Consider the following 18381-nt stretch of genomic DNA (forward strand, 5'->3'; position numbering starts at 1 on the left):
TTGGTGTGATGCCGCTGGGTCGCCCTGCAGATCGCAGAGACGTGAACCAGCGAGCCAGCCAATCATTCTGCCACTACCTCGCCCGTGCGGGCGAGGGAGACCGGTGTGACGTGCGCCCGCCGTCGGTCAGACGGTCTCGCCCACGTTCTCGTCCTCGGTGAGACCGCCCGGCGTCGTCTTCTGCACGTGCAGCAGGAACTCGACGTTCGTCTTGGTCTTCTTGAGCTGACCGAGCAGCAGCTCGGCGGCCTGCGTCTGGTCGAGCGCGCCCATGACGCGGCGCAGCTTGTAGACGATCGCGAGCTCGTCCTTCGACATGAGGATCTCCTCGCGCCGGGTGCTCGAGCCGTTGACGTCGATCGCCGGGAAGATGCGCTTCTCGGCCAGGGACCGCGACAGGCGCAGCTCCATGTTGCCGGTGCCCTTGAACTCCTCGAAGATCACCTCGTCCATCTTCGAGCCGGTCTCGACCAGGGCCGTCGCGAGGATGGTCAGCGAGCCGCCGTCCTCGATGTTGCGGGCGGCGCCGAAGAACTTCTTGGGCGGGTAGAGCGCGGCGGCGTCCACACCACCGGACAGGATGCGGCCCGACGCCGGGGCGGCCAGGTTGTAGGCGCGCGACAGGCGGGTGATGCCGTCGAGCAGCACCACCACGTCCTGGCCCAGCTCCACGAGGCGCTTGGCCCGCTCGATGGCGAGCTCGGCGACCAGCGTGTGGTCGGACGCGTGCCGGTCGAAGGTCGAGGAGATGACCTCGCCCTTGACCGAGCGCTCGAAGTCGGTGACCTCTTCGGGGCGCTCGTCCACCAGCACGACCATGAGGTGGACCTCAGGGTTGTTGGCGGTGATCGCGTTGGCGATCTGCTGCATCATCAGCGTCTTGCCGGCCTTGGGCGGCGCGACGATGAGGCCGCGCTGGCCCTTGCCGATCGGCGCGACGATGTCGATCACGCGCGGCGTGAGCTTGGTCGCCTCGGGGTTCTCCAGGCGCAGGCGGTCCTGCGGGTACAGCGGCGTCAGCTTGGTGAACTCGGGACGGTCGCGCGCCTCGTCCGGCGTCATGCCGTTCACGGAGTCCAGCCGCACCAGGGCGTTGAACTTGTTGACCTTGGCGTTGCGCCCGGTCGGCTGCTGCGGGGGCTCCTCGCCCTCGCGCGGCTGGCGCACCGCGCCGACGACGGCGTCGCCGCGGCGCAGGCCGGCCTTCTTGACCTGGTTCAGCGACACGTAGACGTCGTTGGAGCCGGGCAGGTAGCCCGAGGTCCGCACGAACGCGTAGTTGTCGAGGATGTCCAGGATGCCGGCGACGGGCAGCAGCACGTCGTCCTCCCGCACCTCCGGAACGTTCTCCAGGCCCGTGACGTCGGGACCCGTGCGGCCGCGGCCGCGCTTGCGGTCCCGGCCCCGGTCCCGGCCACGACGGCGGCGCGAGTTGCGGTCCTCGTCGTCGAGGGCGTTGCGGTCGCTGGTCCGGTCGTTGTTGCGGTCGCTGGTCCGCTCGGCGGTCCGGGTGCCGGCGCGCTCGGTCCGGTCGGCGGTCCGGTCGGTGGTGCGCTCGTTGCCGCGGGAGCTGCGGTCGTTCTGCCGGCCGTTGGCGGACTGGCCGTTGCGGCCCTTCTCGTCGGCGGACTTCTCGGCGCTGCCCTCCGGGGCGCCCTGGCCACGGCCGGAGCGGCGTCCGCCGTTCTGCTCGCGCGGGGCCGCGACGGCCTCGGCCAGCTGGGCAAGGCGGGCGGCCTTGTCGGCGTCCGTGTTCGCGTCGGCGCGCACACCTGAGGCAGTGACCTCGGCGGCGGCGACCGGCGCGTCGGAACGGGCAGGCTTGTCGTTGGCGGGCTGCTCCGGTGCGGAAGCGGCACGGTCCGAGCGCTTCGTCGCGCCGCCCGTCTTCTCGCGGATGGAGTCCACGAGGTCGCTCTTGCGCATCCTGGAGGTGCCCTTCACGCCCAGGTCTCCGGCGAGTGCCTGGAGCTCGGCGAGGCGCATGCTGCTCAGCGCGCCCGTTCCAGCCGCACGGCCGGTGGCTGACTGAGCGTTTTCGGTGGTGTCTGTCACGAAGGACCCTTCCCCCTCGAACTGCGGCTGGTCGCCTGATCGCGGGCCGCGGGATAGTGGGCGCCCGGCACGATGCGGCCAGAGCGCGGAAAACCTCGCATCAGTGGTACGACGACGTCGGCTGACGGGGGCGTTGTCTGCCTTCTCGCGAGATGCGGTGGCCGTTGGTCACGGCCTGCTACGGGCACGATTGAGTGGCTGAGACTGGTTGAAGAACTCTGCCGATCAGGCGGTGGGGAACCGATATTGAATCCGAGTTCCCGCCACCATGGCTCAGGACGTGCGATCCCGAAGGTTCACTGCATACTACCACCCCGCACTGCTGGCGATCCTGGTACGACATGACTCCCTGTTGCACCTGACGAGCCGGACGATAGCGCACCTGTGTTTCCGGTAATTCTCCGTGCGCGCGCGCCCGTCAGGTCGATCCCCGGGCTCAGCCGCCGCCAGCCCGCGGTCTCGTCCACGAGATCTGCCAGGACGGAGTCCCGCCGCTTCCGGTGCTCGGGCCCGGCGAGCACCAGGACGGTCGGCCCTGCGCCCGAGACCGTGGCCGGGACGCCCTCGGCCCGCAGGGCCCGCAGCAGCTCGCTGGAAGCCCCGAGCACCGCCGCCCGGTAGGGCTGGTGCAGGCGGTCCTCCGTGGCGTCGAACAACAGCTCCGGGCGCCGGGCCAGGGCCTCCACCAGGAGTGCGGCCCGGCCCGCGGTGAAGGCGGCGTCGGCGTGCGACACCCGCGCGGGCAGAGCGGCCCGCGCCCTCGCGGTCGCGAGCCGGGCGTCGGGCACCAGCACCGTGGCCTCGATGGTCGGGTCGACGTCCAGGCCGACGGCGCGCGGGCCGTCGTCGGTGGTCCAGGCGACGGTGGCCCCGCCCTGGATGGCGGGTGCGGCGTTGTCGGGGTGCCCCTCGAACTCCGTGGCCAGCGCCAGCACCGTCGCGGCGTCGACGGCCCGCGGCTCGGCCAGCAAGGCCCGCGCCGCGACGATCCCGGCCACCACGGCCGCCGACGACGACCCGAGACCACGGCCGTGCGGGATCACGTTGTGGCACGTCATGTGGATGCCGGTGGGGACGGCGCCCGCCAGGTCCATGGTGCGCCGCAGCGCGCGCACCACCAGGTGGTCCTCCCCGAGAGGAACCTCCCCGGCCCCCTCGCCCTCGACCTCGACGACCACCTCGTCGGCCGCCACGAGGCGCACCTCGACCTCGTCGTACAGGGCAAGGGCAAGGCCGAGGGAATCGAACCCGGGCCCGAGGTTCGCGCTCGTGGCGGGCACCCGGACCCGCACGTGGTCGGCGCCGAGCTGCATCAGAGTGACAGAGCGTCGGCGATCGACACGACGTCGGCGGAGACCCGTACGGGCTCCACCTCGCCGCCGTCCGGCGTGCGGAGCGCCCAGCTCGGGTCCTTGAGCCCGTGGCCGGTGACAGTGATGGTGATGCGCGCCCCCGCGGGCACCAGGCCGCGCTCGTGGCGCGCCAGGAGGCCCGCGACGCCCGCCGCGGAGGCCGGCTCGACGAACACGCCTACCTCGGCGGAGAGGATCCGGTGTGCCGCGAGGATCTGCTCGTCCGTCACTGCCTCGATGACGCCGCCGGACGTGTCCCTGGCCTCCTCGGCCAGCTCCCACGAGGCGGGGTTGCCGATGCGGATGGCGGTGGCGATGGTGTCCGGGTCGTCGATTGGGTGGCCCTTGACGATCGGGGCGGCGCCCGCTGCCTGGAAGCCCCACATCGCCGGCGTCCTGCTGGCCATGCCCGCCTCGGCGTACTCCGTGAAACCCTTCCAGTACGCCGTGATGTTCCCGGCGTTGCCGACGGGCAGCAGGTGGATGTCCGGGGCGTCGCCCAGCGCGTCCACGATCTCGAACGCACCGGTCTTCTGGCCCTCGATGCGGTCCGGGTTCACCGAGTTCACGAGCTCGACGGGGTGGGTGTCGGCGAGCTTGCGGGCCGCCACGAGGCAGTCGTCGAAGTTGCCGTCCACCTGCAGCAGGCGGGCGCCGTGGGCGACCGCCTGGCTCAGCTTGCCCATGGCGATCTTGCCGTCCGGCACGAGCACCGCGCAGATCATGCCCGCGCGGGTCGCGTACGCGGCAGCCGACGCCGACGTGTTGCCCGTCGATGCGCACACCACTGCCCGGGCGCCGCGCCCAGCCGCCGCGGAGATCGCGGTCGTCATGCCGCGGTCCTTGAACGAGCCGGTCGGGTTCATGCCCTCGACCTTGACGTAGACCTCGGCGCCCGTGCGCTCGGACAGCGCCGGCGCGGGCACCAACGGCGTGCCGCCCTCGCCCAGCGTCACGACCTTCTGCTGCACGTGCGCGGGCAGGCGGTCGGCGTACTCGGCGATCACACCGCGCCACAGGCGCGAGGTGGGGGCCACGCCGGAGGCGGCGGACGGGAGGTTCGGTTCAGCGGGCAGCACAGGAGGCACGGTTCAGCCTTCGACTCTCAGGACGGACGTGATCTCGCGGACCGGTTCGAGCTTGCGCACCGCCGCGATGGTGGCAGCCAGCGACGCCTCGCGGGCGGCGTGGGTGGTCAGGAGCAGCTCGGCCGTGCCCTCGGAGGGCTCAGTCTGGCGCACCGTGTCGATCGACACGCCGTGGTCGCCCACCACACCGGCGACCTGGGCGAGCACACCCGGGAGGTCGGCGACGAGCAGGCGGACCTGGTAGCGCGTCACCGCGGCGGCCGCCGGCAGCAGCGGGCGGTCCGCGTAGGTGGACTCCTGCGGGCCCTTGCCGCCGAGCACGCGGTGGCGCGCCGCCGAGACGACGTCGCCCACCACCGCCGACGCCGTGGGCCGGCCGCCGGCGCCCTGGCCGTAGAACATCAGCGGGCCCGCGGCGTCGGCCTCGACGAAGATCGCGTTGAACGCGCCCTTCACCCCCGCCAGCGGGTGCTCCAGCGGCACCAGCGCCGGGTGCACGCGGACGGACACGCCCTCGCCCGTCTGCTCCGCGATCGCCAGCAGCTTCACGCTGTGACCGGTCCGGGCGGCCCACGCGACGTCGTCGGACGTGACGCCGGTGATGCCCTCGCGGGCGACGTCGTCCGCCGAGACGCGGGTGTGGAAGGCGAGGCTGGCGAGGATGGCGGCCTTGGCCGCGGCGTCGTACCCCTCGACGTCGGCCGTGGGGTCCGCCTCGGCGTAGCCGAGCTCCTGCGCCTGCTTGACCGCATCGGAGAGGTCGAGGCCGCTCGTGGCCATCTGGTCCAGCACGTAGTTCGTGGTGCCGTTGACGATGCCCAGGACGCGGCGCACATGGTCGCCCGCGAGGGACTCCCGCACCGGGCGCACGATCGGGATCGCGCCCGCCACGGCGGCCTCGTAGTAGATGTCGACGCCCACGGAGTCGGCCGCCTTGTAGAGCGTGGGGCCGTCGGCGGCCAGGAGCGCCTTGTTGGCCGTGACCACGGCGGCGCCGCCCTCGATCGCGCGCAGCAGCAGGGCGCGCGCGGGCTCGGTGCCGCCCATCACCTCGATGACGATGTCCGCACCGTCCACGAGCGACTCCGCATCCTCCGTCAGGAGGTCACGCGGGACGGCGGCGTCGCGCGGACGGCTCGCGTCGCGGACCGCGATCCCGACCAGCTCGAGCGGGGCGCCCGCCCGGGCGGCGAGATCCGTGCCCTGCTCCAGGAGCATCCGGGCCACCTCGGTACCCACGACGCCACAGCCGAGCAGCGCGACACGCAGCCCGCGTACGGGCTCGGGGACGTGGACAGGCACAGCGATCCTGCTTTCGTTTTCGGGGAACGGTCCGGCCCCACGCAGGTCCGCACGGGAGCTCCGGCCGCTGCGATCAGGGTAGCCGCAGCGTCTGACACGCGAGGACTCTGTCTCACAACGACACCGCCGAAGTAGAACTGCAGCGAGACAGAACTGCAGCGGCGGTCGGCGTTCTACCTCGCTGCGGTTCTATCTCGCCACAGTTCTACTCCGGCGGGTTACGGGGCGTCAGGCCTCGTTGACGCCGTGGCAGACCTTGTACTTCTTGCCCGAGCCGCACGGGCACTGCGCGTTGCGCGGCGTGCCCGGGAACGTACGGCCGTCGCTCGTGGCGGACGTCGCCTCGCCGTGCAGCGCCGCCCGACGGCGAGCGCCGTCCGGCGACTGCATGAACGCCGAGCCCGAGCCGTCCTCGCTCGGGGCCGAGTACATCAGCGGCTGCTGCCGGTTCGGGGCGTCGAGGCCCTTCGCGAGCAGGATCGGCTCCGTCGCGGCACCGGCCGCACGGCGCTGCCGCGGCGGGGGCGGCTGCTGCCCCTGCCGCGGTACTGCCGCGGGCTGCACCATCGGGATCTGCGCGGTGGGCGGGGCGTCCGGCTGGCCCGTGCCCAGGCGGCCGCGCGGCGGCACCGGCCCGACGGCGGGCAGCTCCGACGCGCCGTCGGAGGCCTGCTCGGCGTCCGGCTGCTGCACCGTTACCTCGAGGTTGAAGAGGAACCCGACTGACTCCTCCTTGATGGCGTCGGTCATGGCCTGGAAGAGCTGGAAGCCCTCGCGCTGGTACTCGACCAGCGGGTCGCGCTGGGCCATGGCGCGCAGCCCGATGCCCTCCTTGAGGTAGTCCATCTCGTAGAGGTGCTCGCGCCACTTGCGGTCCAGCACGGAGAGCACCACGCGGCGCTCGAGCTGGCGCATGGCCGGGGGCGAGAGCTCTTCCTCGCGCGTCTGGTAGGCCACCCGCGCGTCGGACAGGATCTCCTCCAGCATCATGTCGCCGGTGAGCCGATCGACACCGCCCGCCTCCTCGGCGATCTCCTCGGGCGTCAGGGACACCGGGTACACCGCCTTGAGCGCCGTCCACAGGGCGTCCAGGTCCCACTGCTCCGGCGTGCCGACCGCCGTCGCGTTCGTCACGTACTCCGTGATGGTGTCCGTGAGGAAGTGCTGCACCTGCTCGCGCATGTCCTCGCCCTCGAGCACGCGCAGGCGCTCGGCGTAGATGACGGTGCGCTGGCGGGAGAGGACGTCGTCGTACTTGAGGACGTTCTTGCGGATCTCGAAGTTGCGGGACTCCACCTGGCCCTGCGCGGACATGATGCCGCGCGTGACCATCTTGGACTCCAGCGGCATGTCGTCCGGGAAGCCGGCGCGGTTCATCATCGACTCGGCGAGGCCGGAGTTGAACAGGCGCATCAGGTCGTCCTGCATCGACAGGTAGAAGCGGGACTCCCCCGGGTCGCCCTGACGGCCGGAACGACCGCGCAGCTGGTTGTCGATGCGGCGGGACTCGTGGCGCTCCGTGCCCAGCACGTACAGGCCACCGGCGGCCTTCACCTCGTCGTGCTCGACGGCGACACGCGCCTTCGCCTTCTCCAGCGCCTGCGGCCAGGCCGCCTCGTACTCCTCGGGCGTCTCGACCGGGTCGAGGCCCCGCTCGGCGAGCTCGGCCACCGCGAGGTGCTCGGCGTTACCACCGAGCATGATGTCCGTACCGCGGCCGGCCATGTTCGTGGCGACCGTGACGGCGCCCTTGCGGCCCGCCATCGCGACGACCGAGGCCTCGCGCTCGTGCTCCTTCGCATTGAGCACGTTGTGCGGCACGCCGGCCTTCTTCAGCTTGGCGCTCAGCAGCTCCGACTTCTCGACGCTGGTGGTGCCCACCAGGACCGGCTGGCCGTAGGCGTGCCGCTCCACGATGTCCGCGACCACCGCGTTGAACTTGCCTTCCTCGGCCTTGTAGACGAGGTCGGGCTGGTCGATGCGCTGCGGCTCGTTGTTCGTCGGGATCGGGACGACGCCGAGCTTGTACGTGCCCTGGAACTCGGCGGCCTCGGTCTCGGCCGTACCGGTCATCCCGGAGAGCTTGTTGTAGTGGCGGAAGTAGTTCTGGAGGGTGATCGTGGCGAGCGTCTGGTTCTCCGCCTTGATCTCCACCCCCTCCTTCGCCTCGATGGCCTGGTGCATGCCCTCGTTGTAGCGACGGCCCGCGAGGATGCGGCCCGTGTGCTCGTCGACGATCATGACCTCGCCGTTCAGCACGACGTAGTCCTTGTCGCGCTTGAACAGCTCCTTGGCCTTGATGGCGTTGTTGAGGAAGCCGATCAGCGGCGTGTTGAGCGACTCGTAGAGGTTGTCGATGCCGAGGTAGTCCTCGATCTTCGCGATGCCCGGCTCGAGCACGCCGACGGTGCGCTTCTTCTCGTCGACCTCGTAGTCCACTGTCGGCACCAGCCTCAGCACGACCTTGGCGAACTCGGTGTACCAGCGGTTCGCGTCGCCGGCAGCGGGGCCGGAGATGATCAGCGGGGTGCGCGCCTCGTCGATGAGGATCGAGTCCACCTCGTCGACGATCGCGAAGTTGTGCCCGCGCTGCACCAGGTCGTCGGTGGACCAGGCCATGTTGTCGCGCAGGTAGTCGAAGCCGAACTCGTTGTTCGTGCCGTAGGTGATGTCCGCGGCGTACATCTCGCGGCGCTGCGCCGGGGTCTGGCCCGACAGGATCACGCCCGTCGTCATGCCCATGAACCGGAAGACGCGGCCCATCAGGTCACCCTGGTACTTGGCCAGGTAGTCGTTGGTGGTGATGACGTGGACGCCGTCGCCCGTCAGCCCGTTGAGGTACGCCGCGGTAGTCGCAACCAGCGTCTTTCCCTCACCGGTGCGCATCTCTGCGATGTTGCCGAGGTGCAGCGCCGCACCACCCATGATCTGTACGTCGAAGTGCCGCTGGCCGAGCGTGCGGCGGGCCGCCTCGCGGATCGCCGCGAACGCCTCCGGCATGAGCTCGTCCAGGGTGGCGCCGTGCTCCAGGCGCTCCCTGAAGCGTGCGGTCTCCTCACGCAGCTCGGTGTCGCTCAGCTCGACGAAGCTGGGCTCCAAGCGGTTGACCTGCTCAGCCACGGAGTGCAGCTTCTTCAGGACACGTCCTTCGCCGATGCGTAGGACCTTGTCGAGGATGGACACGCGGGTTCTCCCAGGTCGTCGTCAAGTTTCGCCGTCGTCCATCGTAGGCCGTAAACCTGAGCCGGTGGCCCAGTAACCGACTGCGGACCGACACGTTCGCTCCCGGGATAACGTCAGCGCGCCTCGTCGAGTTCCGTCGGAGTGCTCGGCGCGGCGCCCGGTACCGCGCCGGCGACCTGTCCGGACGTCGTCCGCCGGCCCGCCTGCGCGTCACGCATCTGCTCGGCGGTGTCGTACCCGAGCGCCGCCTCGGCGGCCTCGTCGGCGAGCGCCAGGCCGGCCGTGCCGTACAGGTGGAACACCGCGTCGGCGCCGTGCCGCTCGAGCTCGGCCACGTCGTCGTCGTACCGCGCGACGGCGGCGACCGTGCCGTCGAAGCCGCTGGCGCGCAGCTGGGACAGCGCGATGAGGTTCGCCGCGTGGAACGGCATCGCGAGGATCGCGAGGCGGACGGCGCCGGCGCTGCGCACCCGGCCCCAGAACTCGATGTCCGTCGCGTCGGCCTGCACCACGGTGAAACCCTCGCTGCGCAGGGTGGTGACGCGAGCCGGGTCGTGCTCGACGCCGACGACATCCATGCCGTAGTCGTCGCGCAGCTTCCGGACGGCGCCACGACCGACCCGGCCCATCCCGAGCACGAGCGCCTCCGCGCCGGACACGTCGATGAGCCGCTCCTCGCGGTGCAGCCATTCGTTGGGCTTGGACGGGAAACGCTTGGCCAGCGACATCGCGAACTCGTTGCCGCGGGTGTTGACGGCGGAGGACAGCACGAAGCTGGCGGCGACGGCGACGGCGAGCACCACCAGCCAGTCGTCGTGCAGCAGGCCCGTCTGGGAGCCGACGGCGACGACGATCAGGCCGAACTCCGAGTAGTTGGTCAGCACCAGCCCCGACAGGATCGCCGTGCGCTTGCGCAGCCGCATCAGGCGCAGCAGCACCGCCGTCACGATCGCCTGCAGCGGCAGCATGAGCAGCAGGAGCAGCCCGATCACCGCGGCCTGCCAGCTCAGCTCGCCGGAGAAGCCGATGGACACGAAGAAGCCGACGAGCAGCAGCTCCTTGACGGTGAACAGGGTGCGCGACAGCTCGGTGGCCGCCGGGTGGCCGGCCAGGAGCATGCCCATGACGAGCGCGCCGAGGTCGCCCTTGAGCCCGACCGCCTCGAACAGGGCGTAGCCCGGGCCGAGCGCGACCGCCACGCCGAACAGCGCCTGCAGCTCGCCGTGGCCCACCTTCGACCACACCTTGCGCAACAGCCAGGCCCCCGGGATCAGCAGCACGAGGGCGAACGCCCACGGGCTCGGCGGGTGCTCGGAGGCCACGGAGAGGAAGACGACGGCGATCAGGTCCTGCATGACCAGCACACCGATGGCGATCCGGCCGTAGAGGGCGGACTGGTCAGAGCGTGTGTCGAGCACCTTGACCACGAACACCGTGGACGAGAACGACAGGGCGAGCCCGAGCAGCGCGAGGACACCCAGGCCCTCGCCCGCGAGCATCGAGAACCCGATCACGCCGAGCAGGCCGAGGAACCCGACGGCGATCGCGACGCTCACCAGGAGGTGCGCCACGGTGGTGAACCACACGTCCTTGCGCAGCAGGGTCTTGACGTCGAGCTTGAGGCCGATGCCGAACAGCAGCAGCGTCACACCGAGGTCGGCGATGGTCTCGAGGTAGGGCGGCTCCGCGATGCCGGCCGCGTGGAGCGCGAACCCCGCCACCAGGAACCCCACGAGGGGCGGCAGCCGGAGCAGTACCGCCCCGAGTCCGGCCGCGACCGTTGCTACCAGGAAAATCGCAGCGGTGACCATGCCCCGAGTTTAGTTGTCCTGTGTTTCACGAAATGGCCGTCGCGGCGCGCAGCGCAGGTGAAAGTGTCCCCTTGTCCTCGACGGTCACCCCGTCGAGCCCCAGCCACCGTGCCATCGCGCCGAGCTCGGCAGCCAGACGTGCGGGGGTGTTGTCCGTCAGCACGGGCTCGGCGTGCGCCGACTGCACCCGCAGCACGCCCGCGGCCCGGTCCGCCTTGAGGTCTACCCGGGCCGTGAGCTGCGAGTCCTCGAGGAACGGCAGCACGTAGTACCCGTCGACGCGCTGGGCGGCCGGGGTGTAGATACCGATCCGGTACCGCATCCCGAACAGGCGCTCCAGGCGCGTGCGTTCCCACACCAGCGGGTCGAACGGCGCGAGCAGCGCCTGCCCCGTGGCCTGCCGGGGGCGGGCGGCGTCGCGGTGCAGGAACCACTGCTCGGAACCGCCCGCAACGCGGGCCGGCAGCAGCACCCCCTCGTCCACGAGGTCGGCGAGGGCCTGGTCCGCGACCCGCCCCTTGAGCCGGTAGTAGTCCTTGATGCAGCGCGCGACACCGATCCCGTGCGCCCGCGCGCCGAGCTCCAGCAGGGCCCGCTTGGCGTCCGCCTCGGGCACGTCCACGAAGGCCGACGGCGGCAGCACCCGTTCCGGCAGGTCGTACAGCCGCTCGAACTGCGAGTTCCGCCCCGCCGAGACGACGTCGCCCGTGAAGAACAGGTGCTCGACCACGCGCTTCTCGGTGGTCCGGTCCCACCACGTGCCTCGCTTGCGGCGCACCGAGCGCCCCTCGGACACGAACCTGTCGTGGATCTGGGAGGCCGACAGCGGCCCCTCGGCCGCCACCAGGTCACGCACCTCCCGGACCTGCGGTGCGTCGGGCAGGCGCACGCCGTCCAGCTCGCCCCAGTCGTAGTCCTGCGCGAACGACCGGCGCCGGAAGGCCAGCAGCGGCCAGGCGCGCGGCGGCACGTAGGCCGCGACGTGCGCCCAGCTCTCCACGAGCCGGCGGTCCGCGGCCGCGCCCCGGGTCGCGCGCCGGGCGTGCTTGCCCGACGTCGTGGCCCGGTCCAGCAAATCGGTGTCGTACGGGCCCAGCCGCGAGAACAGCGGCAGCTGGTGCGCCCGGGCGAGAACGTTCACCGAGTCGATCTGGAGCAGGCCGAGCCGGTCGATCACGGCCTGCACGTGCCGCATGGTGCGCGGCCCGTCGGTGCGCGGGCGGTGGAGGCCCTGGGCCGCGACGGCGACGCGGCGGGCCTGGTCGAGGGACAGCGAGATCGGTTGCACAAGGACATCGTGCCGCGAGCCACTGACACTCCACCGCCCACCTGACTGAGCGCTGGGTCGTTCACCCGGCCCGGACACCCGAACAGGGCAAGAATCCACAAAGGTCCGCTTCGATCAAGCAGTTCGGCATGGTTCTGGCCCCAAATCCGTGCCGAACTGCTTGATCGAAGCGGACCTTCGATCCCGGGGGATCGCGGGCTGTGGACAAGCAGCGCGGGGTCGCGCGGGCGGGCAAGGTGGCGGGGTGTCCCCGATCCGCCTGCTCGCTCGCCTGCTGCTGCCCGTCGCCTGCCCGTGCGGCGAGCTCGACGTGCCCTGGTGCACCGCCTGCGCAGCACTCCTGGCCGGCCCGCCCGTACGGGCCGAGCAGGGCGCACCCCGCCTCGACCGGCTCGACGGCGTCCCGCCCGTACCCGTGTGGACGCTCACGCCCTACGCCGGGCCGGTACGCGACGTCGTCGTGCACTGGAAGGACCGCGGGCGGGCCGATCTCGACCGGCTCCTCGCGCCCGCGCTACGGCGGGCCGCCGCCCGTCTCGCACCGGTCCTGTCCCCCGCGCTCGACAGCGCGTCGGTCGACGGCCCGCCGGTCGACGGCGCGCCGGTCGCCGTCGTGCCCGTGCCCTCCACGGGGGCCGCGCGACGGGCCCGGGGGCGCGAGCCCGTCGCGGTCCTGGCCCGGGCCGTGGCCGGCGGCCTGCATGACGCCGGGATGCCCGCGCGCGTGGTGCCCGCCCTCGCCCGCCGCGGTCCCGGGCGGGACCAGGTGGGCCTCGGCGCCCGTGCTCGCGGGCGCAACCTGAGCGGCTCCGTCCGCATGACGAGACGCGGAGCACGGGCCCTCGGACAAAGATCGATCTGCATTCTTGTGGACGACGTCCTGACGACGGGCGCCACCCTGGCCGCCGTCGAGCAGGCCCTCGAGGAGTACGGTCACGACGTCCTGGGGGCAACTGTGCTGGCAGCGACGCCGCCCCCGGCGGCGGCCGGCGCGGACCGCAGAACACCCGCCGCCGAGCACGAGCGGGAATCTGCTCGGAACCTGAAAGTGTGACAGATCTGTGTCGTCTCGTTCACTGTCCGTTGGGACTGTCGTTACCCAGGTGACGGAGTTAGCCTGAACCTCCCACGCAAGATCTGAGCCCGACGATGTCGTCGGAATACACGCGACGGGAGGTGGTTCGTGCCCGGCACCAGCAGGGGGTGCCATATCCAGTAGAGACGGGCGCGCGCCGCCGGCAAGGGACGGCGTGGCCCAGGGTTCCCGGAGCGGAGATACGCACATGGAAATTGTCGTTGTCGGCAGGCACACGGACGTGGCAGATCGGTTTCGCCAGCACGTGGAGGACAAGCTCGCGAAGGTCGAGCTGCTGTCCCCGTACGTACGCCGGGTGGATGTGGAGGTCACGCACGAGAACAACCCGCGGCTCTCCGAGAGCCGCGAGCGCGTCGAGCTCACGCTGCGCGCGAAGGGTCCGGTGATCCGCGCCGAGGCTGCGGCGGACGACCGCTTCGGCGCCCTGGACCTCGCCATCGACAAGCTGAACGAGCGACTGCGCCGCGCGCGGGACCGGCGCAAGGACCACCGCAACAACAAGGTGCTCGCCCCCGTGGACGTCCGCCCCCTCGATGAGATCCTCACCGACGGCGGCAGCGGGTCCACCAACGCACCCGAGCCCCAGATCTCGACCCCCGCAGCGCTGGCCGCGCCGGGTGACTCCGTCGAGACCACGATCGGCGACTCGCCGGTGGTGATCCGCCAGAAGCTGCACCACGCTGACCCGATGACCCTCGACGACGCCGTCTACGAGATGGAGATGGTGGGCCACGACTTCTACCTCTTCATCGACAAGGAGACGTCGCGCCCGTCGGTGCTCTACAAGCGCAAGGGCTGGTCGTTCGGTGTGATCCAGCTCGACAACCCGTGCGGCACGGCTCCGGTCACCGACCTGACCTGACCTTGCTGGGGTAGCACCAGGGCGAGCTGTAACCGCGGCACGACCCCGCGGTTACAGCTCGCCCTGGTCCCGTCTCACCCCGCTTCAGCGCACGGGGTCAGCCCGGGAAAGCCACCAGGTCCACGTCCTCGGCGAACGGCTGCCAGACACCCGTCTCCTCGTGCTCCAGGTCGCCGCCCTTGGTGACCACCAGGATCCCCTGCTCGGTCACGCCGGCCGCGAGCTGCTCGACGTCGGTGAGCCCTGGCAGCTGACGGGACTGGCCACCGGTACCGGCCAGGCCGCCGACGCCGGCGGTCCAGACGCCGGACGTGCCCTCGTTGTTCCGGGTCAGGAGCGCCAGTGTGGTGAGCCCCGCCCAGCGGGCTTCCTCGACGTCGGCCACGGGTGCGCCCACCGAGATCGCCGATGCGAGATCGGCCGGGGTGCCGTCTGCGTCCCGCACGATGCCCGCCACCTGCACCTGCGTGCCCGACGGCGCCTCGCTGACGATCGCCACGCGTGAGCCCTCCGGCGCCACGGACACGCTGATCACCTTGCGCCCGCTCAGCCAGTCGGGCTTCAGGGTGACCTCCTCGAGCGGGTCCTCGTCCGTGCCCTCGCCCATGGCCACCCGCAGCTCGCCGCTGCCGCCGCTGGTCCAGGTGGCCTCGAACTTGTCGACCGACGGCGCCGCCAGGTCCGAGCCCGTCATGAGCGTCAGCGGACCGCCGTCGAGGGAGACGTTCACTATCCGGTCGTGGCCGTCGCGCACAACTATCGGCCTGGCCGCGGGGCTGAGCGCGAGCGCCGTCGGGTTGATCCCCGAGAGGTCGACGGGCATGTCGAAGTCCTCGAGCCGGCCGTTCTCCACCAGGTACAGGAGGTCGTCCTTGAGCGCCATCGGCTGGACGATCGTCGCGGGCAGGTCGACGTCGGTCGCGGGTACCGAGAGCCGGTTCGTACCGCTGAACAGGTCAACGGCGATGGTGCGGCCGGCGCCTTCGGAGAAGGTCGCGGAGAGCTGTGCGGCGATCACCGCGCGCTGGTCGGCCCGAGCGTCGCTGATCTCCTCGCTGAGCCGGACGGCCACCGCCTCCTCGTCGTCAGTTCCCTGGACCGACGGCGAGGCGAGCTGGGTCCCCTCCGGCACCAGGGACTGGGCGGCTCCCTGGAGCCACTCGGGCGGCCCGGCGAGCATCTCTTCCACCGCCACGGTGCGCCAGTTGCGGCGCGGGAACCAGCGCAGGTCGGGGACGAGGCTCTTGACGTTGTTCGAGGCCGGGAAGAACAGGCGCGTCGCGCGGTACTGGTTCGCGAACAGGTTGGCGGGTACGAGCACGCCGTTGTCGAGCGCGGAGATGCGCCACTCGCCGCCGACCTTCACGAGGGTGAACCGGTAGCCGAGCTCCCGCGGGGTGCCCACCTCCGTGTAGGCGCCGACGCTGTCGAGGGTCGCGATGGTCGTCGCCCGCACGACGATCTCCACCGTGTCGGTGCCCTCGAGCTCGATCCCGCGGTCGAACGGCTCGGGCATCGGCGCCTCGCGCACCACCCGTACGGACTCCTGCGGGTCCCACTTGGCGTCGGCGGTCAGGAACTCCCGTGCGGTCTGGAACTCCTTCGGGGACGTCGTGGCGGCGACCGCCGCGCCGAGGAAGCCCGACACGATCGCGTTCGGGGCCGCGCCGGCCCCGGGGCCATGCGGCAGCAACGCGATGTCGCCCTGCGCCTCCACGTCCGCGTTGCCCACCCGCACGGGGCCCGACATCGGGATCTGGGCGCAGGCCCCGAGCCCGGCGCCGCTCGCCAGCGTGACGACGAGGGCGATCGCCACGTGTGCCGCTCTGCGCATCAGTGCACCTCCAGGTCGTCCAGGTCGGGGATCGCCGTCGGCGTCGGGCCCGCCGGCGGGTGCACCACCGGGATCTGGCCCGTCCGGACCCCGGGCTCGTGCGACGCGGGTGCCATGGTCACCGGTGGCTCACCCACCTGGACGCCGGCGCTGCGGGGCAGCGTGAGGCGGAAGCTCGCGCCCTGCCCAGGCCGGCCCCAGGCGTCGAGGCGCCCGGCGTGCAGGTGCGCGTCCTCGAGCGCGATCGCGAGGCCGAGACCGGAGCCGCCAGTGGTGCGGGCGCGTGCCGGGTCGGCCCGCCAGAAGCGGTCGAACACGTGCTCGACCTCCTGCTTCGTCATGCCGACGCCGTAGTCGCGCACCACGACCGCGACCGCGCGGTCGTCCTCGGCGACGGTCACCTCGACGGGCCGCTCCTCGGCGTGCTCGATCGCGTTGACCACGAGGTTGCGCAGGATGCGCTCGATGCGGCGCGGGTCGAAGTCGGCCGCGGCATCGGCGTCGGGCAGCCGCACCGAGACCTGGACGCCCTTGGTCTCCGCGAGCGGGGCGGCCTGCTCGACCACGGACATGACGAGGTCGCGCAGGTCGCGGCGCTCGGCATCGAGCACGGCGGCGCCCGCGTCGAACCGGCTGATCTCCAGCAGGTCGGCCAGGAGCGACTCGAACCGGTCGATCTGGCCGAGGAGCAGCTCGGCGGAGCGGCTGGCGTCCTCGTCCATCTGGTCGCGCGACTCGTGGATGATCTCGCTCGCCATCCGGATGGTGGTGAGCGGGGTGCGCAGCTCGTGCGACACGTCGGAGACGAACCGGCGCTGCATCGCCGAGAGCTCCTCCATCCGCCGGATCTGGTCCTGCAGGCTCTCGGCCATCTCGTTGAACGAGCGCGCCAGGCTCGCCATCTCGTCCGTGCCGCGGGCGCCCGGCATGCGCTCCGAGAGGTGCCCCTCGGCAAGGCGCTCGGCCACGGTCGCGGCCCGCGTCACCGGCGTCACCGTCTGCCGGGCCATCGTCCACGTGACGACGCCGAGCAGCGCGAGCATCCCGAACCCGCCCGCGAGCAGCACGCGGTGCACGAACGACAGCGTCTCCTGCTCGGGCTCCAGGGAGTAGAGGTAGTAGATCTCGTACCTGGCGTCGGGCGAGGCCTGAACCGTCGAACCCACTATGACGCCCGGGCTGACCGTGCCCCCGTCGTCACGCGCGGGGATGCCGACCGCCTGCAGCACCTGGTCGCCGTCGGAGTCGATGTTCGCCTCGCGCAGCTCGTTGCTGATGACCGTGTCCCTGATGTCACCCCGCGTGGCGATGTCGGCCACCTGCCCCGTGCTGCCGAGCTCCTGGAGCAGGAAGTACTCCTCCGCGGTGGAACCGCCCGTGACGCTGAGCGTGGCGATCGTGTCGTACAGCAGGGTCTGCAGGTCGCCGTCCGACGTCGTCGCGGTCTCCGAGAATTTCTTCGAGACCTCCGCCGTCAGCGACGCGGCCTCCCGGTCGATCGCAGCGAGCCGCTGCTCGTAGATGCCATCCCGGACCGACGTCGACAGGTACAGCCCCAGCACGGCGATCGCGGCGAACCCGATCGCCAGCGCGGTGGTGACCACACGCAGCTGCAGCGAGGCACGCCACTGGACAACCGCGCGGCGCGTGGCCCGGACCGAGACCACCCGGGCCCGTGTCACCCCCCGGCGCAGCCGCGTCACCAGGCCGTACGGCATCAGCGGGTCGCGCCCGCCTTGTAACCGACGCCGCGCACCGTCAGGACGATCTCCGGGTTCTCCGGGTCACGCTCGATCTTGGAGCGCAGGCGCTGGACGTGGACGTTGACCAGGCGCGTGTCGGCACTGTGCCGATAGCCCCAGACGCGCTCCAGCAGCACCTCACGCGTGAACACCTGCCACGGCTTGCGGGCCAGCGCCACGAGCAGGTCGAACTCCAGCGGGGTGAGCGCGATGCGCTCGCCGTCGCGCATGACGGTGTGGCCGGTGACGTCGATCTCGACGTCGCCCACCACGAGCCGCTCCGGGCCCGGGTCCTCGCTGCGGCGCAGGCGGGCCTTGATCCGGGCCACGAGCTCCTTGGGCTTGAACGGCTTGGACACGTAGTCGTCGGCGCCGGACTCGAGGCCCACCACGACGTCGAGCGTGTCGGACTTGGCAGTCAGCATGATGATCGGCACGCCCGACTCGGCGCGGATCTCGCGGCAGACCTGCACGCCGTCCTTGCCGGGCAGCATGAGGTCGAGCAGCACGAGGTCCGGCTGGTGGGTGCGGAACATACCCAACGCGGAGTCCCCGTCGGCGCAGAACACAGCCTCGATGCCCTCGCCCTTGAGGACGATGCCGATCATTTCCGCCAGCGCGGTGTCGTCATCGACGACGAGAACTCGTACCTTCATGCCCTCCAGTGTGCCAGGCCGGTCCAGTAAACCCGGCCTTACGGCCCGTGCCCTGGCGTTTCGCGGCAGATTCACCCGCCCGGGCGGACCGGACCGCCACGGGGGACAACCC

At 71.4% G+C, this 18381-nt stretch carries 12 protein-coding genes; 2 read left to right on the top strand and 10 right to left on the bottom strand.

The window, feature by feature from the left end; all coding sequences use genetic code 11:
- Nucleotides 1-126 precede the first annotated feature (126 nt).
- From rho to C8K30_RS26190, 7 genes are all read right to left on the bottom strand, one after another.
- Nucleotides 127-2055, bottom strand: coding sequence for a transcription termination factor Rho (gene rho / locus C8K30_RS26160; RefSeq protein ID WP_108495832.1), 1929 nt, complete (start codon nucleotides 2053-2055; stop codon nucleotides 127-129).
- A gap of 296 nt (nucleotides 2056-2351) precedes the next feature.
- Nucleotides 2352-3368 carry a homoserine kinase gene (gene thrB, locus C8K30_RS26165; protein ID WP_108495833.1) on the bottom strand — a complete coding sequence of 339 codons (1017 nt, stop codon included), beginning with the start codon at nucleotides 3366-3368 and terminating at the stop codon, nucleotides 2352-2354.
- The gene (gene thrC, locus C8K30_RS26170; protein WP_108495880.1) at nucleotides 3368-4426 is read right to left on the bottom strand and encodes a threonine synthase; all 1059 of its coding nucleotides are present in this window, start codon (nucleotides 4424-4426) and stop codon (nucleotides 3368-3370) included. The genes thrB and thrC overlap by 1 nt, the downstream gene beginning before the upstream one ends.
- 72 nt (nucleotides 4427-4498) lie before the next feature.
- Nucleotides 4499-5797, bottom strand: a complete 1299-nt coding sequence (locus tag C8K30_RS26175) for a homoserine dehydrogenase (RefSeq protein ID WP_108495834.1) — start codon at nucleotides 5795-5797, stop codon at nucleotides 4499-4501.
- Between the two features lie 228 nt (nucleotides 5798-6025).
- Nucleotides 6026-8980 (bottom strand): preprotein translocase subunit SecA, encoded by a 2955-nt coding sequence (gene secA / locus C8K30_RS26180; RefSeq protein ID WP_108495835.1) that lies wholly within the window; start codon nucleotides 8978-8980, stop codon nucleotides 6026-6028.
- A gap of 113 nt (nucleotides 8981-9093) precedes the next feature.
- On the bottom strand, nucleotides 9094-10791 hold the full coding sequence (locus tag C8K30_RS26185; RefSeq protein ID WP_233257474.1) for a cation:proton antiporter family protein: 1698 nt from the start codon (nucleotides 10789-10791) through the stop codon (nucleotides 9094-9096).
- Between the two features lie 25 nt (nucleotides 10792-10816).
- Nucleotides 10817-12079, bottom strand: coding sequence for a winged helix-turn-helix domain-containing protein (locus C8K30_RS26190; protein WP_108495836.1), 1263 nt, complete (start codon nucleotides 12077-12079; stop codon nucleotides 10817-10819).
- Nucleotides 12080-12323: 244 nt separating this feature from the next.
- Here C8K30_RS26190 and C8K30_RS26195 point away from each other — a divergent pair, with 244 nt between their 5' ends.
- Nucleotides 12324-13133 carry a ComF family protein gene (locus C8K30_RS26195; protein WP_233257475.1) on the top strand — a complete coding sequence of 270 codons (810 nt, stop codon included), beginning with the start codon at nucleotides 12324-12326 and terminating at the stop codon, nucleotides 13131-13133.
- 229 nt (nucleotides 13134-13362) lie between these two features.
- Nucleotides 13363-14037, top strand: coding sequence for a ribosome hibernation-promoting factor, HPF/YfiA family (gene hpf, locus C8K30_RS26200; RefSeq protein WP_108495837.1), 675 nt, complete (start codon nucleotides 13363-13365; stop codon nucleotides 14035-14037).
- 97 nt (nucleotides 14038-14134) lie between these two features.
- Here the strand turns inward: hpf and C8K30_RS26205 are convergent, their stop codons facing one another.
- The 3 genes from C8K30_RS26205 to mtrA are packed head-to-tail and all read right to left on the bottom strand — an operon-like array spanning nucleotide 14135 to nucleotide 18269.
- Nucleotides 14135-15871: an LpqB family beta-propeller domain-containing protein gene (locus C8K30_RS26205; RefSeq protein ID WP_146197600.1), complete on the bottom strand. Its 1737-nt coding sequence runs from the start codon at nucleotides 15869-15871 to the stop codon at nucleotides 14135-14137.
- Nucleotides 15871-17589 (bottom strand): MtrAB system histidine kinase MtrB, encoded by a 1719-nt coding sequence (gene mtrB, locus C8K30_RS26210; protein WP_108495839.1) that lies wholly within the window; start codon nucleotides 17587-17589, stop codon nucleotides 15871-15873. Before mtrB ends, C8K30_RS26205 begins: the two co-directional genes overlap by 1 nt.
- Nucleotides 17589-18269 (bottom strand): MtrAB system response regulator MtrA, encoded by a 681-nt coding sequence (gene mtrA / locus C8K30_RS26215; protein WP_108495840.1) that lies wholly within the window; start codon nucleotides 18267-18269, stop codon nucleotides 17589-17591. The genes mtrB and mtrA overlap by 1 nt, the downstream gene beginning before the upstream one ends.
- Nucleotides 18270-18381 lie beyond the last annotated feature (112 nt).

It is taken from the genome of Promicromonospora sp. AC04, from assembly GCF_003058225.1.
In the GTDB taxonomy this organism is placed as follows: domain Bacteria; phylum Actinomycetota; class Actinomycetes; order Actinomycetales; family Cellulomonadaceae; genus Promicromonospora.

What these genes read in the sequence shown, in the direction of transcription:
- mtrB (WP_108495839.1), bottom strand. Translation starts at nt 17,589, where the DNA reads ATGCCGTACGGCCTGGTGACGCGGCTGCGCCGGGGGGTGACACGGGCC.
- C8K30_RS26185 (WP_233257474.1), bottom strand. Translation starts at nt 10,791, where the DNA reads ATGGTCACCGCTGCGATTTTCCTGGTAGCAACGGTCGCGGCCGGACTC.
- thrB (WP_108495833.1), bottom strand. Translation starts at nt 3,368, where the DNA reads ATGCAGCTCGGCGCCGACCACGTGCGGGTCCGGGTGCCCGCCACGAGC.
- hpf (WP_108495837.1), top strand. Translation starts at nt 13,363, where the DNA reads ATGGAAATTGTCGTTGTCGGCAGGCACACGGACGTGGCAGATCGGTTT.
- C8K30_RS26205 (WP_146197600.1), bottom strand. Translation starts at nt 15,871, where the DNA reads ATGCGCAGAGCGGCACACGTGGCGATCGCCCTCGTCGTCACGCTGGCG.
- mtrA (WP_108495840.1), bottom strand. Translation starts at nt 18,269, where the DNA reads ATGAAGGTACGAGTTCTCGTCGTCGATGACGACACCGCGCTGGCGGAA.